The 26,095-nt window shown below is 73.2% G+C and carries 23 protein-coding genes; 15 read left to right on the plus strand and 8 right to left on the minus strand.

Annotated elements, in window-relative coordinates; translation table 11 throughout:
- Positions 1-68: 68 nt before the first annotated feature.
- The 5 genes from ACGIF2_RS01805 to ACGIF2_RS01825 all read left to right on the plus strand — a co-directional run bounded on the left by ACGIF2_RS01805 (position 69) and on the right by ACGIF2_RS01825 (position 6,927).
- Positions 69-1,235: a N(5)-(carboxyethyl)ornithine synthase gene (locus tag ACGIF2_RS01805; protein ID WP_396042847.1), complete on the plus strand. Its 1,167-nt coding sequence runs from the start codon at positions 69-71 to the stop codon at positions 1,233-1,235.
- Positions 1,236-1,346: 111 nt separating this feature from the next.
- On the plus strand, positions 1,347-2,363 hold the full coding sequence (locus ACGIF2_RS01810; RefSeq protein ID WP_396042849.1) for a magnesium and cobalt transport protein CorA: 1,017 nt from the start codon (positions 1,347-1,349) through the stop codon (positions 2,361-2,363).
- A 147-nt stretch (positions 2,364-2,510) separates the two neighbouring features.
- The gene (locus tag ACGIF2_RS01815) at positions 2,511-3,509 is read left to right on the plus strand and encodes an NAD-dependent epimerase/dehydratase family protein (RefSeq protein WP_396042851.1); all 999 of its coding nucleotides are present in this window, start codon (positions 2,511-2,513) and stop codon (positions 3,507-3,509) included.
- A gap of 454 nt (positions 3,510-3,963) precedes the next feature.
- A complete protein-coding gene (locus ACGIF2_RS01820; RefSeq protein WP_396042853.1) occupies positions 3,964-5,352 on the plus strand; it encodes a glutamate decarboxylase in 1,389 nt (462 codons plus the stop codon).
- Between the two features lie 162 nt (positions 5,353-5,514).
- The gene (locus ACGIF2_RS01825) at positions 5,515-6,927 is read left to right on the plus strand and encodes an amino acid permease (protein ID WP_396042855.1); all 1,413 of its coding nucleotides are present in this window, start codon (positions 5,515-5,517) and stop codon (positions 6,925-6,927) included.
- Between the two features lie 12 nt (positions 6,928-6,939).
- On the opposite strand, the gene gtfA is transcribed toward ACGIF2_RS01825, so the two are convergent.
- The 3 genes from gtfA to ACGIF2_RS01840 all read right to left on the minus strand — a co-directional run bounded on the left by gtfA (position 6,940) and on the right by ACGIF2_RS01840 (position 10,471).
- Complete coding sequence (gene gtfA / locus ACGIF2_RS01830; RefSeq protein ID WP_396042857.1) at positions 6,940-8,466, minus strand: sucrose phosphorylase; 1,527 nt, start codon at positions 8,464-8,466, stop codon at positions 6,940-6,942.
- 107 nt (positions 8,467-8,573) lie between these two features.
- Positions 8,574-9,470: a DUF72 domain-containing protein gene (locus ACGIF2_RS01835; RefSeq protein ID WP_396043342.1), complete on the minus strand. Its 897-nt coding sequence runs from the start codon at positions 9,468-9,470 to the stop codon at positions 8,574-8,576.
- Positions 9,471-9,556: 86 nt separating this feature from the next.
- Positions 9,557-10,471: a DNA-3-methyladenine glycosylase family protein gene (locus ACGIF2_RS01840; protein WP_396042859.1), complete on the minus strand. Its 915-nt coding sequence runs from the start codon at positions 10,469-10,471 to the stop codon at positions 9,557-9,559.
- Between the two features lie 105 nt (positions 10,472-10,576).
- Between ACGIF2_RS01840 and ACGIF2_RS01845 the strand changes: the two genes are divergently transcribed.
- The 3 genes from ACGIF2_RS01845 to ACGIF2_RS01855 all read left to right on the plus strand — a co-directional run bounded on the left by ACGIF2_RS01845 (position 10,577) and on the right by ACGIF2_RS01855 (position 12,683).
- Positions 10,577-10,825: a hypothetical protein gene (locus ACGIF2_RS01845; protein ID WP_396042861.1), complete on the plus strand. Its 249-nt coding sequence runs from the start codon at positions 10,577-10,579 to the stop codon at positions 10,823-10,825.
- 105 nt (positions 10,826-10,930) lie between these two features.
- Complete coding sequence (locus ACGIF2_RS01850; protein ID WP_396042863.1) at positions 10,931-12,094, plus strand: GGDEF domain-containing protein; 1,164 nt, start codon at positions 10,931-10,933, stop codon at positions 12,092-12,094.
- On the plus strand, positions 12,081-12,683 hold the full coding sequence (locus tag ACGIF2_RS01855; RefSeq protein ID WP_396042865.1) for a methyltransferase domain-containing protein: 603 nt from the start codon (positions 12,081-12,083) through the stop codon (positions 12,681-12,683). Before ACGIF2_RS01850 ends, ACGIF2_RS01855 begins: the two co-directional genes overlap by 14 nt.
- Here the strand turns inward: ACGIF2_RS01855 and ACGIF2_RS01860 are convergent.
- From ACGIF2_RS01860 to hrpB, 3 genes are all read right to left on the minus strand, one after another.
- The gene (locus ACGIF2_RS01860) at positions 12,674-13,033 is read right to left on the minus strand and encodes a DUF1622 domain-containing protein (RefSeq protein WP_396042867.1); all 360 of its coding nucleotides are present in this window, start codon (positions 13,031-13,033) and stop codon (positions 12,674-12,676) included. The genes ACGIF2_RS01855 and ACGIF2_RS01860 overlap by 10 nt on opposite strands.
- 106 nt (positions 13,034-13,139) lie before the next feature.
- Positions 13,140-13,481 carry a cupin domain-containing protein gene (locus ACGIF2_RS01865; protein ID WP_396042869.1) on the minus strand — a complete coding sequence of 114 codons (342 nt, stop codon included), beginning with the start codon at positions 13,479-13,481 and terminating at the stop codon, positions 13,140-13,142.
- 23 nt (positions 13,482-13,504) lie between these two features.
- Positions 13,505-16,069 (minus strand): ATP-dependent helicase HrpB, encoded by a 2,565-nt coding sequence (gene hrpB, locus ACGIF2_RS01870; protein ID WP_396042871.1) that lies wholly within the window; start codon positions 16,067-16,069, stop codon positions 13,505-13,507.
- Positions 16,070-16,216: 147 nt separating this feature from the next.
- On the opposite strand from hrpB, the gene ACGIF2_RS01875 reads away from it, so the two are divergent.
- From ACGIF2_RS01875 to ACGIF2_RS01895, 5 genes are all read left to right on the plus strand, one after another.
- Complete coding sequence (locus tag ACGIF2_RS01875) at positions 16,217-16,843, plus strand: hypothetical protein (RefSeq protein ID WP_396042872.1); 627 nt, start codon at positions 16,217-16,219, stop codon at positions 16,841-16,843.
- A gap of 394 nt (positions 16,844-17,237) precedes the next feature.
- Positions 17,238-18,542, plus strand: a complete 1,305-nt coding sequence (locus tag ACGIF2_RS01880; protein WP_396042874.1) for an ABC transporter substrate-binding protein — start codon at positions 17,238-17,240, stop codon at positions 18,540-18,542.
- A gap of 81 nt (positions 18,543-18,623) precedes the next feature.
- Positions 18,624-19,592 (plus strand): carbohydrate ABC transporter permease, encoded by a 969-nt coding sequence (locus ACGIF2_RS01885; RefSeq protein WP_396042876.1) that lies wholly within the window; start codon positions 18,624-18,626, stop codon positions 19,590-19,592.
- 1 nt (position 19,593) lies between these two features.
- Positions 19,594-20,472 (plus strand): carbohydrate ABC transporter permease, encoded by an 879-nt coding sequence (locus ACGIF2_RS01890; protein ID WP_396042879.1) that lies wholly within the window; start codon positions 19,594-19,596, stop codon positions 20,470-20,472.
- A 40-nt stretch (positions 20,473-20,512) separates the two neighbouring features.
- Positions 20,513-21,469, plus strand: coding sequence for an LLM class flavin-dependent oxidoreductase (locus tag ACGIF2_RS01895; protein WP_396042882.1), 957 nt, complete (start codon positions 20,513-20,515; stop codon positions 21,467-21,469).
- A gap of 21 nt (positions 21,470-21,490) precedes the next feature.
- On the opposite strand, the gene ACGIF2_RS01900 is transcribed toward ACGIF2_RS01895, so the two are convergent.
- A complete protein-coding gene (locus ACGIF2_RS01900) occupies positions 21,491-22,432 on the minus strand; it encodes a hypothetical protein (RefSeq protein WP_396042884.1) in 942 nt (313 codons plus the stop codon).
- A 164-nt stretch (positions 22,433-22,596) separates the two neighbouring features.
- On the opposite strand from ACGIF2_RS01900, the gene ACGIF2_RS01905 reads away from it, so the two are divergent.
- Together ACGIF2_RS01905 and ACGIF2_RS01910 are read left to right on the plus strand one after the other, a co-directional pair.
- Entirely contained in the window at positions 22,597-22,905 is a 309-nt protein-coding gene (locus tag ACGIF2_RS01905; protein ID WP_396042886.1) for a hypothetical protein, read from the plus strand.
- 86 nt (positions 22,906-22,991) lie between these two features.
- A complete protein-coding gene (locus ACGIF2_RS01910) occupies positions 22,992-23,999 on the plus strand; it encodes a LacI family DNA-binding transcriptional regulator (RefSeq protein ID WP_396042888.1) in 1,008 nt (335 codons plus the stop codon).
- Between the two features lie 112 nt (positions 24,000-24,111).
- On the opposite strand, the gene ACGIF2_RS01915 is transcribed toward ACGIF2_RS01910, so the two are convergent.
- Positions 24,112-26,010: an adenylyl cyclase gene (locus ACGIF2_RS01915; protein ID WP_396042890.1), complete on the minus strand. Its 1,899-nt coding sequence runs from the start codon at positions 26,008-26,010 to the stop codon at positions 24,112-24,114.
- Positions 26,011-26,095: the final 85 nt, after the last annotated feature.

A 26,095-nucleotide genomic window follows, 5' to 3' on the forward strand; every position in this document is an offset into this window, starting at 1 on the left:
GGCAGGCCCCCGGACGGGTGCCGTACTGTCGAGGGCGCGGACCACGTGGTCCGCACGAGGGAGCCACGATGACCGTCAGGTCCGGCGCTGTCCACCTCGGAGTGCCGGCGACGTCCCGCAAGCAGGACGAACGCCGGCTCCCGATCCACCCCGAGCATCTCGAGCGGATCGACCCCGGACTCCGCGGACGCATGCTCCTCGAGAACGGCTACGGCGCCGCTCTGGGTGCGACCGACGACCACCTGCGCACGCTCGTGGGAGGCGTCTGCTCGCGCGCCGAGCTGCTCGAGCGCTCCGACGTGGTCCTGCTGCCCAAGCCGCAGGCGGCCGACCTCGCCGAGCTGCGGGAGGGCCAGGTCCTGTGGGGCTGGCCGCACTGCGTGCAGGACGCCGCGCTGACCCAGGTGGCCGTGGACCGGCACCTCACGCTGATCGCGTTCGAGGCCATGAACCACTGGGCCCACGACGGCGGGTTCGGGCTGCACGTGTTCCACAAGAACAACGAGCTCGCGGGGTACTGCTCGGTGCTGCACGCCCTCGCGCTGGACGGGTCGACCGGCGACTACGGCCGGCGCCTGCGTGCGGTGGTGATCGGTTTCGGCGCGACAGCGCGCGGGGCGGTGACGGCGCTCAACGCGCACGGCGTGCACGACGTCCACGTCCTCACGCACCGGGGCGCCGCGGCCGTCGGCTCCCCGATCCACTCGGCGCGGATCTCGCAGCTCGACCACGACGAGGTCGCGCCGTTCGTGAACCACGTCCTCACGGAGACCGGGCGCGTCCCGCTCGCGCCGTTCCTCGCGACGTTCGACGTCGTCGTCAACTGCACGCTCCAGGACCCCGCCGCCCCGCTCACGTACCTCAGCGAGGACCAGCTCGGCGGGTTCCGGCCCGGCAGCCTGGTCGTGGACGTCTCGTGCGACGAGGGCATGGGCTTCACCTGGGCCCGCACGACCACGTTCGAGTCGCCGACGTTCGACGTCGGGGACCGTGTGCACTACTACGCGGTCGACCACAGCCCGTCGTACCTGTGGGCGTCGGCCACCTGGGAGATCAGCGAGGCGCTGCTCCCCTTCCTGCCCACGGTCATGGCAGGTCCCGCGGCGTGGGACGCGGACCAGACCATCGGCCGGGCCATCGAGGTGCGGGACGGCTCCGTGGTCAACCCGGCGATCCTGGAGTTCCAGGGCCGGGACGCGCGGTACCCGCACGTCCGCGCGCCCCACGCCGCGTAGGCGGGTGGCCGCCGGCCCGCCGCACCCACGGCATGATGGGGGCGGCTCCGCCCCGGCCCGCAGTCGAGCGAGGCTGCAGGGGGCGGGCACGGGTGACGGGAAGGCCGCAGCATGAGTGTGATCGACAACGCCGTGTACGTCGACGGGCGTCGCAGAGCAGAACCCGAGTCGCTCGAGATGACGTTCGAGCTGCTGGACGCCGACGGCGAGATGGCATGGATCGGCCTCTACCGGCCCGACCGCGCGGCGATCCAGTCGGTCGCCCGCAAGTTCGACCTGCACCCGCTGGCGGTCGAGGACACCATCAGCGCGCACCAGCGCCCCAAGCTCGAGCGCTACGGCGACGTGCTGTTCACCGTGCTGCGGCCCGCGCGCTACCTCGACGAGGAGGAGCGCGTCGAGTTCGGCGAGCTCCACGTCTTCACGGGCAAGGACTTCGTCGTGACGGTGCGCCACGCCGAGTGCCCCGACCTGCCCCGGGTCCGCGAGCGCATGGAGGACACCCCGGAGCTGCTGCGGCTCGGGCCCGAGGCCGTGCTGTACGCGATCCTGGACCAGGTCGTCGACGAGTACGCGCCCGTGGTCCTGGGCCTGCAGAACGACATCGACGAGATCGAGATCGAGGTCTTCGCGGGCACCCCGGACGTCTCGCGGCGCATCTACCAGCTGTATCGCGAGGTCATGGAGTTCCAGCGGGCCACGCACCCCCTCGTGGGCATGCTCGCGGAGATCCGCTCGGGGCTCGGCGAGACCGGGACCGACCGGGACCTGCGCCGCCACCTGCGGGACGTCGAGGACCACGTGCAGCGCATCGTCGAGCGGGTCGACTCCCACCGCGCGCTGCTGCAGAACGCGCTGACCGTGAACGCGACGGTGGTGAGCGAGCGTCAGAACGAGGAGATGCGGGCCATGACCGAGGCCAGCCTCGTGCAGAACGAGGAGGTCAAGAAGATCTCGGCGTGGGCCGCGATCCTGTTCGCACCCTCGCTGGTGGGCGGTGTCTACGGGATGAACTTCGAGCACATGCCCGAGCTGGGGTGGGAGTACGGGTACCCCGTCGCGCTGGGGCTCATGGTCACGTGCTCGGTCGGGCTGTTCGCTGTGTTCCGGTCCCGCAAGTGGCTCTGAGCTGCGGGTCGGTTCGCAGGACCTAAGGCCCCATCGAGCCAGGACCTTGGACCTCAGGACCGTGGCGTGACCCGGACAGACTGGTTTTCGACGGCACTCGCCGTCCTGGCGCCGGGGGCGCCGGTGCACCGTAGGGAGCTACACATCATGGAATCGGTCCTCGTCATCGGAGGCACTGGCCTTCTCGGGTACCACACGACCCTCGAGCTGGTGCGACGGGGCTTCGCCGTCACGTCGCTCGCGCTGCCGCCGATGCCGGCCGAGGACCTGTTCCCCGCCGAGGTCGAGAGCCTCCTGGCCGACGTGAGCGCGCTGTCGGACGACGAGCTCGGCGCCCTTCTGACGGGTCGGCACGCGGTCGTGTACGCCGCGGGTGCCGACGAGCGGATCATCCCGGACGCCCCGGCGGCGAAGTTCTTCTACGAGGCCAACGTGCGTCCGGTGCAGCGGGTCGCGCGCCTGGCGCGGGCCGCGGGCGTCAAGAAGTTCGTGCTGTTCAACTCCTACACCGCGGAGTTCGCCGAGCAGTGGCCCGACCTCGGCTACCGGACGCGCAACGGCTACCCCCGCACGCGGCTCGCGCAGGAGGAGATCGCCTACCTCGAGGGCGACGGCGCGATGGACGTGATGTCGCTGCGGCTGCCGTACATCTTCGGCACGATGCCCGGGCGCACGCCCCTGTGGCAGATGTTCATCGACCTGATCCGGGCGCAGCCGGGCTTCGTGGGCGTCGGGGCGGGGTCGACGTCGTCGGTCACCGTCGAGCAGGTGGCACAGGCCGCCGCGGGCGCGATCGAACGTGGCGAGCACGGCGGCCGGTACCCGATCAACGGGTACGACCTGACGTACGTCGAGTTCCACCGGACGATCTGCGAGCTCATCGGTCGCGACCCCGACGAGGTGGGCGTGGTGCCGCTCGAGGCGATGCTCCCCACCGCGGCCGAGCACGACGCAGCGGCGGCCGCCGCCGGCAAGGAGCACGGCATCCACGTGTCCGACTCGGTGCGCTTCAACGCCCGCGACGCGGTGTCCGACCCGGCACCGTCACAGGCCGTCCTGGGCTACGCCGACGCCGACGTGCCCGCCGCGATCGTCGCGACGATCCGCGCGTGCCTGGAGATCGAGGCGCAGACCGCGTCCGTGTGACCTGGCCCCCGACGCCGGTCCCCGTCCGGGGGCCGGCGTCGTCGTGCTCGGACCTCCCGCCGGGTCTGCGGGCGCTGGACGCGCCCCGCCCGGGCAGGCGACGTAGCCTGAACGGACGCAGGGTGGACCAGAGGGGGCACACATGTCACCACCCATAACCCGCTCGCGGCCCCGGCCGGTGCGCCGCGCTCCGGTCCCTGACCGGGCCCCCACCACCTGACCTCGTCCACGCTGGACGGCTGGCGGCCGCTGCGCCGCTGCTCCCGTCCCCCTCGGTGCGAGCCGGCCGGCAGCCCGACACCGTCGCCGCCGTGCGTCCGATGGAGCGTGCACCCGGCACCGAGCCGTGCCTGGGCACGCAGCTCGCGCACGCGATCCACACCGCCGGGGGCCATCGTGCCGTCGGCACCGACCGAGCCTGGTCCCGGCGCGGGGCCGCGCTGGAGGATGAGAGATGTCGACCAACGAGAGCCTCAACGAGAGCCTGAACGCGTCCGACCCGATCTTCGCCCGGCGCGGGGAGGACACCCTCTCGTCGCGGACGAGCCTCGACGAGGAGCCGATGCTCCCGTCCACCGCGTACCAGATCGTCCACGACGAGACGATGCTGGACGGCAACGCGCGGCTCAACCTCGCGACCTTCGTCGGCACGTGGATGGACGAGCACGCGATCAAGCTCTACAACGACTCGTTCCAGAAGAACATGATCGACAAGGACGAGTACCCGCAGACCGCGGCGATCGAGCAGACGTGCTGGCGGATGCTCGCCGAGCTGTGGCACGCCCCGGCCCCGACGAGCACCACCGGGTGCTCGACGATCGGATCGTCCGAGGCCTGCATGCTCGGTGGCCTGGCCCTCAAGCGCCGCTGGCAGGAGGCACGCCGCACGGCGGGGAAGTCGGTCGACAACCCGAACCTCGTGATGAGCTCGGCGGTGCAGGTGTGCTGGGAGAAGTTCTGCAACTACTGGGACATCGAGATCCGGCTCGTGCCGATCACCGAGGAGCACAAGACCCTCGACGGGTACGACCTCGAGAAGTACGTGGACGAGAACACGATCGGCGTCGTGTCGATCCTGGGGGTCACGTACACCGGGATGTACGAGCCGGTGAAGCAGGTGGCCGAGGCCCTCGACCGGATCCAGGAGAAGACGGGGCTGGACGTCGCGATCCACGTCGACGGGGCGTCCGGGGCCATGGTGGCCCCGTTCCTGCAGCCCGACCTGGAGTGGGACTTCAGGATCGACCGGGTGCACTCGATCTCCACCTCGGCCCACAAGTACGGCCTGGTCTACCCGGGCCTGGGCTGGGTCGTGTGGCGCGACAAGGAGTACCTGCCCGACTCGCTGGTCTTCCACGTCAGCTACCTCGGCGGTGACATGCCGACGTTCGCGCTGAACTTCTCGCGGCCGGGCGCGCAGGTGCTGCTGCAGTACTACCTGTTCCTGCGGCTGGGCCGGAAGGGCTACTACGAGGTGCAGAAGGCCTCGCAGGACGTCGCGCTCTTCCTCTCGAAGGGCATCGCCGAGCTCGGGCCGTTCGAGCTGTGGAACGACGGCAGCGACATCCCCGTGTTCGCCTGGCGCATCAAGCCGGGCTACACCGACAGGTGGACGCTGTACAACCTGCAGGACCGGCTGCGCACGCGCGGCTGGCTCGTGCCCGCCTACCCGATGCCGGACGACCTGTCCGACATGACGGTGCAGCGCATCGTGGTCCGCAACGGCCTGAGCATGGACCTCGCGGCCCTGCTGCTCAACGACATCAAGACCCAGACCGAGTACCTCGACGGGCTCGAAGGGAGCCTCCCGCAGGAGGCCCCGCAGTCGGCCTTCCACCACTGAGCGGGAGCCGTGTCCACCGTTCACCCGTCCTCCGCGGCGGGGGCGGACGGTCGGCCGCCCGCCGGGGAGGTCAGCGGACCGGTGCACCAGGTCCGGGCCCGGACGCGCCGACGCCCGCGCCTCCGTGCGCGGAGCGGGTCACGCGCGATCACGCTCGCGCAGATGACGGTGCTGACCGTCGTGGCTGTGGTGGGGCTGCGCTCGGCGCCCGCGATGGCGCCGTACGGGCTGGGCGCCGTGGTGCTGCTGCTCGTGCCGGCCCTCGTGTTCCTGGTGCCGACCGCGCTGGTCGTCGCCGAGCTGGGCAGCACCTGGACCGGGGGCGTGTACGTGTGGGTCCGCGAGGCCCTGGGCCCGCGGTGGGGCCTCACGGCGGTCTGGCTGCAGTGGGTCCAGGGCGTCGTGTGGTACCCCGTGCAGCTCGCGTTCATCGCAGCGAGCGTCGCGTACGTGCTGGTCGCCCCCGACCTGGCGACGTCCGGGGTGTACACCGCCGTGGTGGTGCTCGCACTGTTCTGGGGCTGCACCCTGGTGACCATGCTCGGCGGCACCCTGTTCGCCCGGCTGGGCGCGTGGGGCGGTGTCCTGGGCACGCTGCTGCCCGCCGCGCTCCTCGTCGCCCTGGGCGGGGTGTGGCTCGCCACGGGTGAACGCAGCCAGGTGAGCCTGTCCCCCGCCGAGCTCGTCCCGCCGTACACCGGCATCGCCACCGTGGTGCTCGTGATGTCCAACGTCCTCGCCTTCACCGGGATCGAGGTCAACGCTGTGCACGTCGGGCACCTGCGAGCGCGGGCACGTGGCCTGCCGCGCGCGGTGCTGCTCGGCGCCGCGCTCGTCGTGGCGGTGGTCGTGCTCCCCCCGATCGCGGTGTCGCTCGTCGTCGAGAGGGCCGATCTGGGCGCCACGAGCGGGGCGAACATCGCCTTCGGGACCTTCCTGGGCCTGTGGGACGTGCCCTGGGCCCTGCAGGTCGTCTCGGCGTTGCTCGCGGTCGGCGCGCTCGCCTCGGTCCTGACGTGGGTCGCGGGCCCGAGCCGCGGGCTCGAGATCGCCGGCCGGGCGGGGCTGCTGCCCCCGAGCCTGCAGCGGCGCAACGCGCGCGGCACCCCGACCGGTGTGCTCCTGCTCCAGGGGGCCGTGGTCTCGGTGCTGGCCGTGCTGTTCGTCGTCGTGCCCGATCCCGCCGCTGTGCTCGCGCTGCTCGTCGGGACCGCGGCCGCGCTCTACCTCGTCATGTACATGATGGTGTTCGTCGCGGCCGTGACCCTGCGCCGCACGCACGCCGCCGTCGTGCGGGGCTTCCGCACCCCGGGGATGCCCGCTGTCGCGACGATCGGGTTCGCCGCGTGCCTCGCCGCGTTCTTCATGACGTTCATCCCGCCGGCCGCCACACCGGTCGACGTGGGCGCCTACCCCTGGCTGACGGCCGCCGCGGTCGTGCTCGTGGGCACACCCCCGCTGCTCCTCTACCGGCTGCGGCGCCCGGGCTGGGACCAGCGCACCCCGCTCGAGCGGGACGAGGACAGGGGTGCCCTGCTGGCCGCACCGGCCCTGGACGGCACGCCCCCGCCCTGAGGCCCCCGGCGGTCAGGCCTGCCGCCGCCACGGCAGCCGCAGCTCCCGGGCACCGTCGAACAGGTCGGGGACGTGCCGCAGGTCCCCGTCCTCGTCGGTCCAGGTCAGCGCGGCACGGCCCGTTCCGAGCGAGACCTCGAGCCGGGCCTCGTCGCGCCCCTTCCTCCAGCGCAGCTCGAGGTGCTCGCCGCTGCCACCGAAGCTGAACCCGCCGCCGAACGCGGGGTGCGCGTCCCGGAACCGGATGAGGTCGAGCAACGCGACGACCACCGGGCGCACCAGGTGCTCCTCGACGTCGCGTGGTAGGTAGCGCCGCCGGTTGATGTCACGACCGACCCGGGTTTCGGCCAGCAGCACCAGGTCGTTGTACCCGGCCAGGAGCCCCACGTAGTACACCTGCGGGATCCCCGGGGTGAAGAACTGGAGCGCCCGGGCCACCAGGTAGCGCGAGTCGTCACGCGCGAGCGCCTCGAAGTACGTGGTGTTGACCTGGTAGACGTCCACGTTCGACGCGCCGGTCCCGGTGGACAGGCGCGAGCCCTGCCCCGCACGCTCGTGGATGCCCTCGACGAGCAGCTCGAGCTGCTCCGGGTCGAGCAGCCCGGGCTCCCGGGTCTCGTCGTGCGCCGGCCCGATGTCGACCACACCGATGCCGTCGTGCGTGTCGAGCACGGTGACCGCGTTCGCCGGGCGCACGGCGAGCCACCGGCGCAGCGGGTCGCCGTCGCCCGTGAACAGGCTGTAGAGCACGAGCGGGGGCAGCGCGAAGTCGTACACCAGGTCGACGCGTCGGGCCAGCGCGACCTGCTGGGCGTAGTGCCCGTGCACCTCGACGAGCACCCGCATGCCCAGACCGTGCGCCCGCGCCGTGATCCGGTCGATCAGGTCGAACGTGTCGGGGGTGAGGAAGCACGACGTCCCGGCCGTCTTGATCGCGTAGCCCACGGCGTCGAGCCGCACGGTCGTGACCCCGGCCTCGGCGAGCGTCACCAGCACGCGGTCGAGGTACTCCCAGCCCGCGTCGCCGCGCAGGTCGAGGTCGATCTGGTCCTGCGTGAACGTGGTCCAGGCGAGCCTGCGTCCCTCACCCCAGGGCACGGCGGTGAAGGGCAGGCCCGGGCGCGGACGGTAGATCCGCAGCAGGTCCTCCTCCCGCGCGCCGTCCGGGAACACCCCCTGCATCGTCAGGAACAGGCTCGCGTGCTGCGACGCGTCGCCGAGCCGTGTCGCGTCGAGGAACTGCGGCGAGCGCGAGGAGACGTGGTTGACGATGAGGTCCGCGGTGAGCTCGAACCGTGAGGCGAGCGCCCGGACGTCGTCCCACGTGCCGAGCCGGGGGTCGACGCGGGTGTGGTCGATCGGGTCGAAGCCGCCGTCGGCTCCGTCGAACGGGACGTAGAAGGGCAGCAGGTGCACGCCCGAGAAGACCCCACGGAACGGACCGTCGAGCAGCGCGAGCAGGCCCGGGATCGTCGCCCCGAGACGCTCCGGGTACACGATGAGCTGCACACCTCCGGGTGTGGCCGGCCTGTCGACCATGGCGCGCGCTCCCCCGCCCTGCGCGGCGCAGGGCCCCAGAACCGACGATACCGGGCATCGAGCCAGACGCGCGGCGGCGGTCTGGGCGGTGCCGTGGGTCCTGCCCGTCACTGCGCGGCGGCGCCCGGCGGGCCGTCGCGCAGCATCGCCGCGAGGGACATCGCGTCGAACGGCGCGTGGACCTTCGCGTCGTTGTCGAAGTACACGTACACCTCACGCCCGTGGGGGGCACGCGGTGCGTGCGAGGCGACGAGCGGGCCTCCGACGTCGGTCTCGCCGGCCGACCAGGCCCGGACCCGGGCGGCCCACTCCTCGAGCAGCGTGCGCGGGTAGCCGCTCGCGTACAGCTCGGCGTGCCCGTGCAGCCGCACGTAGACGACGTCGGACGTCACGTCGAAGAGCTGGGGCCAGCGCCCCGCCGAGTCCGCGACGACGAGCGCGATGTCGTGCGCGCGCAGCAGCTCGACGAAACCGGGCTCGACGTAGCCCGCCCCCCGCACCTCGAGCGCGTGGTGCAGCGGTCGGTCGGCGTCGGTCGTGGTCCACGCCCGCCCGTCGAGGCGCGCGTCGTGCTGCGCGGCCAGCTCGGCGGCGCGGGCCGTGGTGCGTGGGAGCAGCGCGAAGAACGCGGCGAGCCGGTCGGGGTCGTAGGGCAGCGTCGGCGGCAGCTGCCACAGCACCGGTCCCAGCCGGCGGCCGAGCGCGAGCACCCCCGAGGCGAAGAAGTTCGCGAGCGGCACCTGCACGTCCACGAGCTTCTTCAGGTGCGTCACGAATCGCCCGCCCTTGACCGCGAGCACGAAGTCCTCGGGGGTCTGCGCGGCCCACTGCTGGTAGCTCGACGGGCGCTGCAGCGAGTAGAACGAGCCGTTGAGCTCGATCGTCCCGAGCCGCGCGGCGGCGTACCCGAGCTCGTCGCGCTGGGGCAGGCCCACGGGGTAGAACGTGCCGCGCCACCGCGGGTAGCGCCACCCGCTGATCCCGACCCGCGTCACCGTCCCGATCCTAGGAGCGCACCCGGCGCGCCGCCCGGGCGGCGGTGCTGCCTCCGGGCGGCGGTCCTGCGGGCGGTGGTCCTGCCGCCGGGCGGTCAGCCGCGCCGGTGGTCCTGCACCGCGAGGCGCGGACCGCGGCGAGGGACGCGCGCCGCCCCCGACAGGTGCAGCAGCCGCACCACCCGGTGCCGGTGCGGCCGGTACGGCTCGAGGAGCTCGAGCATCCCGGCGTCGTCCACCGTCCGCCCCACCAGCGCCCAGCCGACCTGACCGGCCAGGTGGTAGTCACCGACCGAGACCGCGTCCGCGTCGCCCAGGGCGCGCTGCGCCGTCTCGGCCGCGGTCCACACACCCACCCCCGGCACGAGCTGCAGCCGGGCCCTCGCCTGCTCGGGCGCCATCGTGACCGCCTCCTCGAGCCGCGCGGCGACCCGTGCGCACTCGGTCACGGTGCGGGCCCGCCGCGGGTCGACCCCGGCCCGGTGGAAGTCCCACGAGGGCACCGCGAGCCAGCCCCGGGCATCGGGCGGCACGCGCATGCCGTCGGGCGCCGGACCGGGCGCCGGGTCACCGTGCTGCACGAGCAGCCGGCGCCACGCGTCGTGCGCGCCGCGCAGCACCACACGCTGCTCGAGCACCGCCGGGACGAGGGCCTCGAGGACCCTGCCGGTGCGCACCATGCGCAGGCCCGCATGACGGCGGTGCGCGGTGCGCAGCAGGTCGAGCGTCGGCTCGAACGAGGCCGGGTCGTCGCGGGCCCCGAGCAGCTCCGGGGCGTCCGCGAGCGCGGCCACCGCTCCCGGACCCCAGGCCGCGACGTGCACGTGGTGGGGCGAGGCCTGCACGAACCGGCAGGTGACGGGCCCGTCGGCGGTCCGGGTCGTGCGCCACACGGCGCCGTCGGCGGTCCGCCGGAACGTCGGGTCGAACCGGCCGTGGGCCAGCGGCGCGAGGGTCAGCGCGAGGTCGAGCGGCCCGGCCGTCTCGAGGGTCGTGGCGCGCGCGTCCATGCGCCCATGCTCACACGCGTACCTGAGGCGGTGCGGTGGGCACCGGGACCCTGCCGGGCGCATCCTGGACAGGACGTCGCCGTCGCCCACCGGAGGGAGTGCGCCATGTCCCAGCACGACGAGTTCGCCGAGCTCTCCACCGCGGACGCCGCGTCGGACGAGGCCTACCCCACCGCACGGCCGCGCGGGCAGGGTGCCGTGATCTTCCTGCTGTGCTTCGCGCTGTTCCTGCTGGGCATGTGGCTGTTCGCGGTGGGCTTCGGTCACGCGAACGGGTACATCTTCGGCGCCGGCATCCTCGCGTGCACCCTCGCCTACCTCGTCCCGGTCTACCTGGGCGGTCCCAGCTTCTGACCGGGCTCCGGGCGCGCGGCGCGGCGCGGCGCGGCGGGGCATGGCGTGACGAGGAACTCGGCCCCGACCCTGCAAACCGGGCCCCGCCTGGACGATGAGCAAGGTGTGAGCACGTCATCGCGCACCCTCGGCACCGTCGCGGCGGACAGGTCGTTCATCGGGTGGGTCGCGCGCCGCACGCCACGGTGGGTGCGCACGGGCGGCCTGGAGGCCGTGGTGGGCAGGGTGCTCCTGGTGTTCATGGGGGCCGTGCTCGCGATCAGCGCTCCGCTGCTGTCCCTGGACCTGCGCGGGACAGGGCTGCTGCTCGCCGCTGCCGGGACCCTGCTGCTGCTCGCCGGCCTGAGCCTGCGGGTCCGGTGGCGACGCCTGCCCCGGCTCGCGACGCTCGTCTTCCCGGCCGTGGCGCTGCTGACCCTGCTCGCCGTCGCGCTCGAGATCGAGGGCGTCGCCACGGCGTACGTGGGCCTCATCCCCCTGTGCTTCGTCTACACGGGCCTGTTCCACCACGGCTCCGCCGGGCCGCTGCTGCTGCCGCTCGCCACCGTCGCCTACATGGCGACCCTCACGGCGGTCAATGCGACCTCGTGGATCCGGCTCGCGGTCTACTGCGCCGCGTGGCTCGCCATCAGCGCGACGCTCGGGACCAGCCAGTCCCGGCAGCGCGCCGCCACCGAGCTGCTGCACGAGCTCAGCCGCACCGACTCGCTCACCCGGCTCGGCAACCGGCGGGGCCTCGAGCGGCGCCTCGAGCGCCTCGCGATCGGCGACTGCGTCGTGATCTGCGACCTCGACCACTTCAAGCGCGTCAACGACGCGGGCGGGCACGCCGCGGGGGACGTGATCCTCGAGCGGTTCGCGTCGACGCTCGCGCAGCACCTGCGGGGACGCGACTACGCGGCCCGCTTCGGCGGTGAGGAGTTCGTGCTGCTGCTGGCCCGGACCCGCCCCGGACAGGCGCTCACGGCCGTGGACGTGCTGCGTGCCGAGTGGGCCGAGATCTCGGAGGTGACGTTCTCGGCGGGGATCGCCTCGTTCTCGCGCTCCCGCGACGCGGCGCAGACCCTCGCGGGGGCCGACGCGGCGCTGTACCGCGCGAAGGAGGAGGGGCGTGACTGCTCGCGCTTCTCCGCGTGGGACGCCGAGGTGCCCACCCCGCGCCGGACCCTGCCCCCGCGCGACGCGGACGAGCCCGAGCATCGTCCACGGGGTGTCGGGCGCGCGGTGCGGGCCGTGGACGACCGACACTACGGAGATGCACACGCCTGACGGGGCCACCTGGCCCGGCACGACTGACCCCGAGCACTCCCGCTGGTACATCGCCCGGTTCCGGGCCATGGCCGCCGACGGCCACGACCTCGCGGGCGAGGCCCGGTTCGTCGACGCGATGGTGCCGCGAGGCGCCCGCATCCTCGACGCCGGGTGCGGCCCGGGCCGCGTCGGCGGTGAGCTGCACGCGCGCGGCCACGTGGTCGTCGGCGTCGATGTGGACCCGCTGCTGATCGAGGCCGCGCAGACCGACCACCCGGGCCCCCGCTGGTACGTCTCCGACCTGGCGGCGCTCGACCTCGCGGCCCTCGGCGAGGACGAGCCGTTCGACGCGGCCGTGCTCGCGGGCAACGTCATGCCGTTCCTCGTGCGGGGCACAGCGTCCGAGGCCCTGCGCCGGGTCGGGGCGGCCGTGGCGGGCGACGGGTTCGTGGTGGTGGGCTTCCAGGTGCGGCGACTGCCGCTCGAGGTGTTCGACGCCGCTGTCGAGGGCGCGGGGCTGCGGGTCGAGCACCGGTTCGCCACCTGGCAGCTCGGGGCGTGGCACGACGACGCCGACTTCGCGGTGAGCGTGCTGCGTCACTCCTGAGGGGCGCCCGTGGTGGCCTTCGGCTGCCACGGCCACCGCCCGGAGATCTCGAGCTCGAGGGAGAAGCTCAGGAACGTGCGGATGAGCACGATCCCCGCGAGGACCCCCACGCTCTCGAACGTCGGGGTCACGGCGACGGTACGGATGATGTCCGCAGCCACGAGGAGCTCGAGCCCCAGCAGGATCGAGCGGCCGAGCTGCTGGCGGAACGGCCGGTACACCGGCGCGTCGCCGCCCCGCGCGGTGCGCAGCGCGGCGACCCCGGCCGCGATCGCCCCGACGACGATCGCCACGACACCCGCGGCGTCGACGCCCTGGCCGACCGTCTCGACGACCTCCTGGAAGCCCATCGTCTCTCCTCGCCGCGCCACGACGGCGCACCCCACGTGGGGCCATCCTCGGTCGCCGGGCGTGGGCGCGCCCGCCGAGCGCCGTCGCCGACGACGGACTCACCGCTCACGCCGGGCCGAGCACCCCCGCGTCCCCCGGCGGGCGGACCGCCGGGTGCTTCATCTCGACGAAGATCGCCCGGGTGGGGGTCTGGCCGGTGTTGCAGGCGTGGTGCTGCTGCGCGGGAAGCCACACGACCTCGCCTGCCGGCAGCTCGACGTCCCGCACCTGGTCGTCCTGGAACAGCCGGCGGGTGAAGGACGTGAGCGTGTACATGAGGGAGTCGGGGTGCGCGTGCAGGGCGGTGGCGTCGCCCGGCTCGTCGGTGTACTCGAGCACGCGCACCTCCTCGTTCTCGAAGATCGTGCGGTAGTGCTCGGGGTTCGTCACCACGGGGTCGAGGCTCATGACCCCCATGGTGCTCCGGACCCTCAGGTGCCGCGCGGGCGGCGCACGCCGCGCACGGGCTCGGCCTGCAGCGGGTCGTCCGGCCACGCGTGCTTGGGGTAGCGGCCGCGGAGCTCGGCGCGCACCTGCGGGTAGCCCGTGCGCCAGAAGGACTCGAGGTCGGCCGTCACGGCTGCCGGGCGTCCGGCCGGAGAGAGCAGGTGCAGCAGGACCGGCACGCGCCCGTCGGCGACACGCGGGGTCGCCCGCCAACCGAAGACCTCCTGGAGCCGCACCGCGAGCACCGGCTGCTCGCCGTCGTAGTCGACGCGCACCGACGAGCCGCTGGGCACCGCGAGCCGCTCGGGGGCGAGCTCGTCGAGACGGGCGGCCTGCGGCCACGGCAGCAGCCGGCGCAGCGCGGCGTGGACGTCGATGCGGGCGAGGTCGCGGGTGCCGCGGACCCGCGCGAGGTCGGGTCCGAGCCACCGGTCCAGCCCGGCGAGCAGCTCCGCGTCGCTCACGTCCGGCCAGGGGTCGCCCAGCGCACGGTGCAGGAAGTCCAGGCGTCGACGCAGGGCCACGGCGCCCGCCGACCAGCGCAGCACGGCGAGCCCCTCCCGGTCCAGGCCGTCGCGGACCGCGGCGACGACGAGCTCGCGCGGCGGGTCGACCAGCGCGGCCGAGGTCAGCTCGATCGCCCCGAGGGACGTGGTACGTCGCGCGACGACCCCGTCGGACCACGCGACGGTCTCGGCCTCGCGCCACAGCGCGGGCGCGGCCTCGAGCGCGAGGTCCTCGTCGATCGGCGCGGCCGAGCGCACAGTCGCGTCCCGACGGCCTGCCGCGCGGTCGGCGTCGGCCACCGCGAGCCACGGCAGACCCTGCAGCGGCGACCCGGCGGGCAGCGAGGCACCCGTGCCCGACGCCATGAGGTACGTCGTCCCGCCGGGCCGCAGCCGGGCGATGCGGTCCGGGTGGGCGAGCGCCACCACGAGACCGACCGCGAGGTCGTCGGTGAGCTGGTGGGGTGGGCGCCCGGTCGCACCCGGCCGGGCCGGGCCGGCGCCGTGCGCGACCGGTGCCGCCTCGGACAGCGCGTGCTGCATCCGTCGCGTCTCGTCGGACCATCCGCTGCCTGCGGCCTCCGCCCCGCCCCGGCGCAACGCGCGCAGCGCCGCGACCAGGTCCCCGCCGGGGGCACGCACGTCGGAGGACAGCATCGCGACGACCTCGGCGGCCCGGCGGGGTCCGACCAGGTCTGCCGCGTCGAGCAGCGCCCGGGCGAGCCGGGGGTCGGCGCCGACCCGGGCGACGTCCCGGCCGCGTGGCGTGACGCGTCCGTCGTCCGCGAGCGCGCCGAGCCCCACCAGGACCTCGTGCGCGGCACCCATCGCCCCCGCGGGCGGTGCGTCCATGAGGGCGAGGCCCACGCCACCGGGGCTGCCCCAGCAGGCGAGCTCGAGCGCGAACGAGGTCAGGTCGGCGGTCATGATCTCGGGTTGGGGGTGCTCGGGCAGCTGGACGTGCTCCGCGGGCGACCAGCAGCGGTACACCGCGCCCGGGCCCTCGCGCCCGGCGCGGCCGGCCCGCTGACGGGCACCGGAGCGGCTCACAGCGACGGTCACGAGCCCGGCCAGGCCACGGCGGTGGTCGGTGCGCGGCTGGCGGGCGAGCCCCGCGTCCACCACGACGCGGACCCCGGGGACGGTGAGCGAGGACTCGGCGACAGCCGTCGAGACCACCACGCGTCGGCGGGGACCCGCCGTCAGCGCGAGGTCCTGCTCACGGTGCGGCAGGCGTCCGTGCAGCGGGCGCACGTCGGCGTCGACCCCGGCCAGGCGTCGGGCGACACCGGAGACCTCCCCGGCCCCGGGCACGAACACCAGCACGTCGCCGTCGTGCTCGGCGAGGGCTCGGCGCGTGACGGCGGCCACGTGGTCCAGGAACGCCGGGGTGACCCCGCGGTCGTCGGTGCGGCGCACGCGGGGCGGTGGCGGGCACCAGTGCTCGGCCACCGGGTGCAGCGCCCCGGGCACCTCCACGACGGGCACGGGCACGGCCGCACCCTGCCCGAGCAGCTCAGCCGTGCGCGCGGCCTCGACCGTGGCGGACATGGCCACGAGCACGAGGTCGGGGCGTAGGTTCGCGCGCACGTCGACGAGCAGCGCCGTCGTCAGGTCGGCGTCGAGGTGCCGCTCGTGGCACTCGTCGAGCACCACCGCGTCGACGCCCGCGAGCTCGGGGTCGCGCTGCAGACGGCGCAGCAGCACGCCGGTCGTGACGACCTCGACCCGGGTCGCCGCGCTGCTGCGACGCTCGCCACGCACCGCGTACCCGACGCTCTGCCCGACGGGCTCCCCCAGCAGGCCGGCCAGCCGACGGGCCGCAGCCCGGGCGGCGAGCCTGCGCGGCTGGGTCACGACCACCCGGCCGTCGACCGCCAGGGCCAACGCCGGCGGGACGAGCGTGGTCTTGCCCGTTCCGGGCGGAGCCTGCACGACCGCCGCGCCCGTCGCACGCACGGCGTCCGCGAGCGCCGGGAGACCCGTCACGACCGGCAGGTCGGGAGGGGCGGCGAGCAGACGGGCGAACGGGTCGACGGGCACAGGCGAAGTCTGCCCTGCGAGGGTGGGCGCGCAGCCGGCGTCCGTTCGGGTTGCCCCTCTTCCTGACGGCATCGACGAAAATGTACGGTCGGCTCAGCCCGCTGAGCGCCCGAGCTCTCCGGCATCTACGACCACGCGGAGCCCTCTGTGGACGACACCCTGCTCGCGCCCCCGGTGCCTCATGCCGGAGGTGTCCGGACGCTGGCCCGGGCGCTGACGGCGCTGGGCTGGGGCGCAGGCGTGTGGGGCGTGCTCTACGCGATCAACGGCGCGACCCAGGCACCGGCCGCGGTCCGGGTGCCGGTCACGCTGCTCGCCGCCCCCGGCGCACCCGCCACCGGGGCCGTCACGGCGGCGTTCACGGTGCCCGACGGGTGGCTCGACGGCTCCGGCTCGCGGCTGACCCTGCGGCTGTGGGGATCGTCGGTCCCCGAGCAGGTGCTCAGCCGAGGCGACGTGCTGCTCGGCGGGCTGGCCCTGCTCGTGCTCGCCCTCGCGGTGGGCCCTGTGCTCAGGTCGATCGCCGCAGGTGACCCGTTCGCCGTCGGCAACCCGCGCCGGCTCATGGTTGCGGCCGGGGCGATCGTGGTCGGGGGCGCGGTCGCGCCGTTCCTCCCGCAGATCGCCGCAGCGCAGGTCATCGCTCGCGCGGGGCTCAGCGCTCACCTGGCGCCCGTCCACACGTTCCCGCTCGCGCCGCTGGTCACCGCCGCGCTGGTGCTCGTCCTCGTCCCGGTGTTCCGCGCGGGGACAGCCCTCACGCGCTCGTTCTAGGGCCCCGCGCCGCCACTGTCGTCTGCCCTGTGAGCAGACGCCGTGCCGCAGGGCACCTCAGACGCTCGGCGGGTGGGTGCCCTCCGCGGCCCTCCGGCGCCCGCTCACGCCCCGTCGGCCACCTCCAGGTTGATGCTGTAGACGTTGTCCTCGTCCGCCCGTCGCGCGGGGGTCGCAGCTGCGGCGCTGGGCGCGGTGGAGCAGGCCTCGGCCGGGGGACCCGACCTCGTCGGGGGGCGCTCCTTGCGCCTCTGACCGGCCCATTTGACGTTCGGCATTTGTTCAACCGATACTCCTAATCGAAGCGCTTCGACAGCCTGATCCGCGACGCCGACTGGCTCGTCGAAGGGCGGCCGACGCGCGACCTGCTGCTCTCGATGAGGAGACCAAGAACATGAAGAACCTGTCCCGTCGCGCCGGTCTGGTCGCGACTCTGGCCATCGTGCCGCTCGCACTCGCGAGCTGCTCCGGAGGGTCCGACAGCGCGTCGGGCGACGGTGAGTCCCTGACGGTCTGGCACTTCGAGTCCGACACCTCGGCCATGGGCCAGGCGTGGGATGCCGCCATCAAGATCTTCAAGGACGAGCACCCCGGCGTCGACGTCGTCGTCGAGAACCAGACGTTCGAGGCGATCCAGAAGAACGCCAAGATCGTCCTCACCGGCGACGACGTGCCGGACGTCATGGAGTACAACAAGGGCAACGCCACGGCCGGCCAGCTCGCCTCCCAGGGGCTGCTCGCCGACCTCACGGACTACGCCGAGGAGTTCGGCTGGGACGACACGCTCTCGAGCTCGCTCCAGACCACGGCCAAGTACGACGAGGCCGGTCTGATGGGCTCGGGCGACTGGTACGGCGTGCCGAACTACGGCGAGTACGTGTCCGTCTTCTACAACAAGGACATGTTCGCCGCCGCCGGCGTCGAGGTCCCGACCACGCTCGCCGAGTTCGAGACCGTCATGGACACGTTCGTCGCGCAGGGCATCACCCCGCTCGCGGAAGCCGGTGCCGAGTACCCGCTCGGCCAGCTCTGGTACGACCTCGTGCTGGCCAACGCCGACCGCGGCTTCGTCGACGACTACCAGCTGTTCGCGAACGACGTCGACTTCCACGGCCCCGAGATGACGGCCGGCACCGAGACGCTCGCCAAGTGGATCGACAAGGGCTACGTCGCCTCCGACGTCGCCGGGCTGACCGCCGAGGACATGGGCACGTCGTTCATCTCGGGCACCTACCCGATGATGGTCTCCGGCTCGTGGTGGTTCGGCCGCCTCGCCGACGAGATCCAGTACGACTGGGGCCAGTTCAAGTTCCCCGGCAGCGACCTGCAGATCGGCTCGTCGGGCAACCTCTGGGTCGTCCCGGAGAACTCGGCGAACAAGGACCTCGCGGCCGATTTCATCGACATCACCCTGCGCCCCGAGGTGCAGAACATCCTCGGTGAGAAGGGCGGCCTGCCCGTCGCCGGCGACCCGTCGGTCATCTCCGACCCGAAGACGCAGGCCCTGACCGAGGGGTTCAACGACATCATCGCGGCCGACGGCCTCGCCTTCTACCCCGACTGGCCCGTCGCAGGCTTCTACGACGTGGTCGCGAGCGGCATGCAGTCCCTCGCCAACCAGTCCAAGTCGCCCGCCGAGGTCCTCTCCGACCTCGAGAGCGCCTATGCCGAGGGCCGGGCCGACCTGCTCGAAGGCTGACCCGCTCGACGCGCAGTGCGCGTGGTGCCCGGGAACGACCCCGGGCACCACGCGCCCGTCCACCCACGAAGGACCGAAGAGATGTCAGCAACCCGAACGGCGCCGGTGGTCGCCGAGAGCACCCCGCGGACGACAGCGATCCGTCGGTCGCGACGCCGACCGTCCCCCTACTGGTGGTACCTCCTGCCGGGCGCCGTCGGATTCACGGCGATCATCCTCGCGCCCTTCGCGATGAACGTCTGGTACAGCCTCCACAAGTGGAAGGGCGGCAACGCCCCGATGCGGTGGGTCGGGCTCGAGAACTACACCAACCTGTTCGCGGACGAGAAGTTCTGGATGTCGTTCCAGAACTCGGTGTCGATGATCGTCGCGATGGTCGTCGTGCCGACGCTGGTCGGCCTCGTGCTGGCAGCGGTCCTGTTCGACTACATCGGCAAGCACTTCGGCGGCCGCGTGGCGAGCGTGCTGCGCGCGAGCTACTACCTCCCGCAGATCCTGCCCGTGTCGATCGCGGGGATCCTGTGGAACTGGATCCTCAACTCCCAGACGGGCGCCCTCAACGAGATGCTGCAGGCGATCGGCCTCGACAACCCGCCGAACTGGCTGGGCTCGACCTCGACCGCGCTGCCGTCCGTGATGCTCGTGCTCATCTGGCTCCAGATCGGCTACCCGACAGTCATCTTCATGTCGGCGATGGAGCGCGTCGACCCTGAGCTCTACGAGGCCGCCGAGCTCGACGGCGCCGGCTGGTGGCGCCGCTTCCGGGCGATCACGGTGCCGCAGATCAAGCCCGAGACGTTCGTCATCTCGCTGACGTGCACCATCGCGGCCCTGAAGGTCTTCGGCCCGGTCTACGTCCTGACCAAGGGTGGTCCGGAGAGCTCGACGCTCGTGCCGTCGTACTACTCGTACCTCAACTTCTTCGACAAGTCGAAGGTCGGCTACGGCGCCGCCATCGCGACAGTCCTGACCGTCATCATCATCGTGATCGCCCTGGCGATCCAGTACTTCCAGAACCGCAGCGCGCGGCGGGAAGAGGAGGGCCGCTGACATGGCTGGTGTCATCTCGCACCCCCGCGGCGCAAGCGCTTCGACGACAGAACGCCCGAAGAAGACCCTCGCGACGTGGCTCATGCTCGCGGCCGCCGTGATCGTCGCCATCCTCATGCTGGCGCCGTTCATCATCATGCTGCTGAACGCGTTCAAGTCCCCCACGGACTACTCGACCAACGGCCCCCTGTCGTTCCCGACCCACCTGTACCTCGACGGGCTCACGTCGTTCTGGCAGCGCGTCGGCTTCGAGACCAAGCTCTGGAACTCGATCTGGACCTCAGGCCTCGTGGCCGTGCTCGCTGTGGTCCTCTCGCTGTTCAACGCGTACGCGATCGGCGTCGGCCGGATCAAGGGCCGCCTGTGGATCGTGGCGCTGCTCCTGCTCGCCAACATGCTGCCGCAGGAGGTGCTGATCTACCCGCTGTTCACGATGATGCAGGAGCTCGGCCTCGGGAACTCGCAGTGGTCGATCGTCATCATCTTCACCGTGATCCAGTCCGCGTTCGGCACGTACCTGCTCGCGTCGGTGCTCGGCACCTTCCCGCCCGCGCTGCTCGAGGCCGCGCGGCTCGACGGGGCCTCGCGCTGGCAGATCCTGTGGCGCGTGGTGTTCCCGGTGGTGCGCCCGAGCATGAGCGTCCTGGTGATCTTCTTCTTCATCTGGACCTGGAACGAGTTCTTCATCCCGCTCGTGATGCTCACGACCAACGCGACCCAGACGGTCCCGATCGCGCTCGCCTCGCTCCAGGGCGACCGCATGCTCGACGTCCCGACCCTCAACGCCGGTGCGCTCGTGTCGCTGGTGCCGACGCTGATCTTCTTCCTGCTGTTCCAGCGCACCCTGACCCGCGGCGTGACCGCGGGCGCGGTGAAGTAGCTCGTCACCCGCACGACAGCGGGTCGGTAGGTTGCTGCCCATGACGAACGACGACGCCGCTGTCGGCATCCTGCTCCCCCGAGACCTGCCCGCCCCGTCCGTGCTGCCGTTCGCACGGCGGGCGGAGCAGGCGGGGTTCGACGAGCTGTGGGTGGTCGAGGACCTCGGCTTCCGGGGCGGGATCGCGCAGGCGGCCGCGGTGCTCGCGGTCACCGACCGGATCCGGGTGGGCATCGGCATCCTGCCGGTCGGGGCCCGCAACGTGGCGTTCACCGCGATGGAGCTCAACACCCTCGCCGAGATGTTCCCCGGGCGCGTCGACGCGGGCATCGGGCACGGCATGCCGGGGTGGATGCGGCAGGTCGGCGCCTGGCCGGCGAGCCCCTTGACCCTGCTCCGCGAGCAGTCCGTCGCGCTGCGGGCCCTGCTGCGCGGCGAGATCGTCTCGGTCGACGGCAGCCACGTGCGCCTGGCGGACGTCACCCTCGAGGGTCCGGCTCCTCAAGTGCCGCGGGTCCTCGCGGGCGTCCGTGGTCCGCGCTCGCTCGCCGAGGCGGGCCGATCGGCCGACGGCACGGTGCTCGCCGAGCCCGCCACCCCCGAGTACATCGCGGCGGCCCGCTCCCACATCGGGGACGCCCCCGGGCACCGGGTCGTGGCGTACAACGTCGCGAGCGTGCACCCCGACGCCGCCGTCGCGTACGCGGCCGTCCGGCCCGCTCTCGCCTGGATCGGCGAGCCCGACTGGTCACCCCACGTCGCTCCCCTGCCGTTCGCCGCCGAGCTCGCCGAGCTCCGGGCCCGCAGCGCCTCGCGCGAGGCCTTCGCGGCGGCCCTGCCCGACGCCTGGGTCGCGCAGCTCGCGGTCGCGGGCACCCCGGACGCGTGCCGGGCCCGCATCCGCCAGATGCACGACGCGGGCGCCGCGAGCGTGGTGCTCACCCCGTCCGGGCCGGACCCGCTGGCCGATCTCGACGCGTTCGCGACTGTGCTCTGAGGTCTGCCGCACCCGCTCGGGTCAGTCCGGGGGCCACCCGCACGCGCGGGCGACGAACTCGTGCAGGGCGGCGCGGGCCGTCTCGGGCAGCGGCACGTACGTCACGGTCTGCTCGACGCCGTCGACCCGCGCGCGCAGCGGCAGGTACCCGCCGCGCTTGTCCTCCGCGACGGCGTGCGGGTCGCAGCGTGCCGCGGTCGCCTCGAGCACAGCGCTGACGGGCTGCCCGGTCGCGGACGTGAGCCCCGGGTGCCACTGCGGGTCGCCGACCGGGGTCAGCAGCGTGGTCCCGTCGACCGCGTCGACGTCCACCCGCGGGCCGCCGGGCACCGGGGCGAGCCGCAACGTCATCCGTACCCGCAGCCCTTCGGGTGCCTCGACGACCTCCAGATCGGCGTCGAGCGACACCCGCGCACCGGCGGCGATCGCCGCGCCCGCGCAGTCCTCGTCGCGGGCGCGCGCGAGCACCCCGTGCGGGTCGTCGGGGTCGGTCACGAGGTGCACCACGACGGGTTCCTCGGTGCTCGTGCCCGGCGTCGCGTCCGGTGGCGTCGCGTGCGCCAGCTCGATGGCCACCACGACGGGCTCGTCGGCGCTCGACCCGCACGCGGGAGTGCCGAGGTGGACCGGGACGTCGGCCGTCCACCCGGGGGGCGCTTCCTCGGGACCGTCCGACGTCGCGGCGGTGGCCCACCCGCCACCCGTGAGCTCGACCGACCTGACGACCAGGTCGTCGTCACCCCCGTTCGTCACGCGCACGCGCACGATGCGCGCGGCCAGCTCGGCGCGGGCCTGGTGCACCTCGACCGAGATCTCCGCGGGCAGCGGCGCGGTCACCGCCGGCGACGCGGACGCGGCGGGCCGGACCGGGGCGTCGGCGCTGCACCCGGCGCAGGCGAGGACCACCCCGGCCGCCAGCACGATGGCCGGGGTGCGCACCCGCGAGCGCCCGAGCGGCTCCATGCCCGCATCCTGGCCCAGCACTCCCCCGCATCGCCAGCCCCGACCACGGGCGGCCCCCTGCTGCGCACGACGCGCGGCCGGTGCAGCATGGGATCGAGCACCGACGACCCCCAGCGACCGACGCCCAGCCACCATGGACTGGCGACCGAGGACAGGTGAGCGCGATGACGCGACGGCAGACCACCCTGACCGTGCTGCTCGTCGTCGGGCTCCTGGTGCTGGCGGCCTGCGCGGCCGGACCCAACGACGCGCAGGGAGCCGGGCCCGACCAGGCGGGTTTCTGGCTGGGGCTCTGGCAGGGGTTCATCAGCCCCGTCACCTTCGTGATCTCGCTGTTCGACCACGACGTCAACATCTACGAGGTGCACAACGTGGGCCGCTGGTACAACTTCGGCTTCCTCATCGGTGTGGCCGTGACGTTCTCGGGGGCCGCCGGGGGCGGGTCGTCGGGGCGTCGTCGGCGCGCGCGGTAGCACCGGACCTCGCGGCAGGCCCGGCACCCGCTGCACGAGCCCACCGACGCGACCCGGCGCGCGGCTAGGGTGGGCGCACCGAGCGGGTGCTGCCGAAGGAGGTCGACGTGCGGGGCGTGACCAGCGCGGACGTCGCACGCGAGAGCGGGGTCTCCCGCACCACGGTGAGCTACGTGCTCAACGCGACGCAGGGCGTGCACATCTCGGCGGCGACCCGGGAACGGGTGCGCGAGACAGCGGAGCGGCTCGGGTACGCGCCGTCGGCCGCGGCGCGCACGCTGCGCACCGGACGCAGCGACCTCGTGCTGTGCGTGCTTCCCGACTGGCCGATCGGCCCGGTCGTCGACTCGCTGCTCGAGCTCCTCGCGGCTGAGCTCGGCGGACGCGGGCTCGCGGTGCTGGTCCACCACGGCAGGGGTCGGCGTCCGCTGGCCGAGCTGTGGCGTTCGGTGACCCCGCGGGCCGTCGTCGGGTTCACCGAGTTCGCCCCCGAGGACGAGCGCGCGATGCGCCAGGCCGGCATCCAGGTGGTCGGCACCGAGCTCGAGACGGACCCGCGTGACCCCGGGGCCCACGCCGTGTCCCAGGTCCGGATCGGGCGGCTGCAGGTGGCGCACCTGGCCGACCGCGGCCATCGCCGCATCGCCTACGCGGCGCCGACGGACCAGCGGCTCGCCGACTTCACCACGGGCCGGCTGCAGGGGGCGCGGCTCGAGTGCGGGGCGCGCGGGCTGCCCGAGCCGGTGGTCCGGGAGGTCGACCTGGACCCGGGTGCGGCGGCGGTCGCGGTGCGCGGCTGGCGGGAGGTCGACACCCCCGTCACCGGCGTCGCCGCCTACAACGACGAGGTCGCCCTCGCGGTGCTGGCGGGGCTGCGTGCCGTGGGGCTGCGCGTCCCGCAGGACGTGGGCGTGATCGGCGTCGACGACGTCCCCGCCGCGCGGCTCGCGGTGCCCGCTCTGACGAGCGTGTCCCAGGGGATCGAGGCCCAGGCGCTGTACCTGTCCGCGGCCGTGCTCGCCGCGATCGACGGGGCGGCCGAGCCGGCCCCGTTCCCCGCGGTCCTGCGGGTGGTCGAGCGCGAGTCGACCTGACCGTCCCCCGTCGGGCCGGGTCGGCGTGCACGCGGGCGGCCGGGGTGCTCGACCCCGACCACCCGCGCCGCCCGCTGCTCGAACCGCTCGGTCCCTCAGCCGGACGTGCCGGTCACGGGTAGGACACCACGAAGCTGGGCGTCCCGGTGTTGCTGTTGTCGACCGGTGCTCCGGTGTCGTTGACGACGTGGTCGATCGTGCCCGCGCCGAGGTTGACAGTCATCACGTGGTGCAGCCGCACCCCGGCCGTGACGGGCACCTCGAACCCGCGGGTGGCGTGGAGCGTCGGGTCCACGTTGGTGTAGACGTACGCGCCGCCACCCCAGAGCTCGTGCTGCCTGACCTTGTCGGACACCTTGTACGCGGCCCAGCCGAGCACGCCGTCGTGCTGCCAGGCGGCCTGGTTCGGCGCGTCGTACGGCAGCTCGTTCTGGAAGAACACGGTGCGGCCCCGCTCGCCGTTCCAGATGACGTTGAACTGCTGGTAGTGCTCGACGAACAGGCCGGTCGCTGTCACGTCGTCGCCGTTGACGACGACGCCGTTGCGGCCCGTGCTGACGTCCCAGCCGAACGACCCCGGGACCCCGTGGTCGGCACGCCAGGCCCACAGGTGGTCGATGAGCACGTCGTCGCTGTTCACCTCGAGGCTGACCGTCGCCTTGCCGACGTGCGGGCCACCGACGCGGAAGTACACGTCGCTGAGCGTCGTCGGGTTGCGCGGGTCGCTCGCGCCGTGCCGGTGGCTCCCCTTCGCCGTCCCCACCCGGAGCAGCACCGGTGAGTTCACGGTCCCCGCGTCGATCGTCAGGCCCGCGACGACCACGCCGGGCACGTCGGCCACGGTGAGCGGCACCGCGCCGCGCACCGCGGTGAGGGTCGCGTGCCCGAGCCCGAGCACGACTGTGCTCGCCCGCGTGACCGCGAGGGACTGGGCGACGTCGTACACCCCCGGGGTGAGCAGCAGGTGGCGTCCGCGTGCGAGCTGGTCGTTGATGGTGCGCACGGAGTCGGACGGCTTCGCCACGAAGAACTCGCCGAGGGGGATCGTGCGGCCGGGGGTGATCCCCTCGTCCCACGTGACGCCGGCGGTGTCACGCTGCGCGGCGGGGACCCGCACGTTGTAGCGACCCTTGGCGTCCACGAAGAGGTAGGGCTTCTCACGGCTCAGCGGCGTGGTGTCGAGCGTCGTGTACGGCGGGTCGGGGAACGTCGCGTCGGTCGGGGCGCCCTCGACGCCCGCGAAGACCGCGTTCCACACGCCGTTGGACCAGCTGCCGATGGTGCTGTTGCGGGTCAGCCACTGCTGCTGGGACCCGTTGACGACAGCGCCGGCCTTGCTGTCGGCGATGTAGCCGCCGCTCGCGTACTGCGGTCCGGCCGTGCAGTAGTCCATGAGCGAGAGCGTCCCGCCGGTGACGTTGAGCCGTCGCATCGATACCGCCTGGGACACGGCCCAGAAGTTCGCGGTGGCCCGGCAGCCGTCCTGCCCTGCACCGTTGATGTTCAGGGTCAGGTTGGACAGCGTGCGCCAGAAGTTGACGAGCGCGAGGCAGTTGCTCGTGCCGTCGTCCTCGAGGCACCGGTTGTAGACCTCGATCTTGCCGTTGATGACGACGTCGGTGGGTGAGGCGCCGAGGCCCGCGAGCTCGGTGTAGTAGCCGACCTTGATCTGGAGCGGCTGCTCGGCGGTCCCGTACTCGCCGGGCAGGAACAGCAGCGCCTTGCGCGCTGTCCCCATCTCGGCGTCGATCTGCTGGGAGTTGATCGCGTCGACGGTCGCCTGGATCTCGCTCACCGGCATGCTCGGGTCGAAAACGACGACGTCGGGGCCGAGGTCGGGACGCCCGGAGCCGTGGCCGGTGCCGGGGCGCGTCCCGGCGGTCGCGGTGGCGGTCAGGGCCGCCGAGAGCACGAGCGTCGCGGCGAGACCGACCGCGACGCGTCGCAGGTGCCGCCGGCCCGGGCCGCGCGCGGCGTGGGGTGCGGGATCGAGGGTGGGGTGTGGTGTCATGCGGTTCAGTCCTCCCCATTGAGGCCTTTGTCCAGGTGACTCGTGTCACGTGGCAGTCTCACCGTAGAGAGCATGTGAGGTGCGC

It is taken from the genome of Cellulomonas sp. P22 (genome assembly GCF_044392165.1).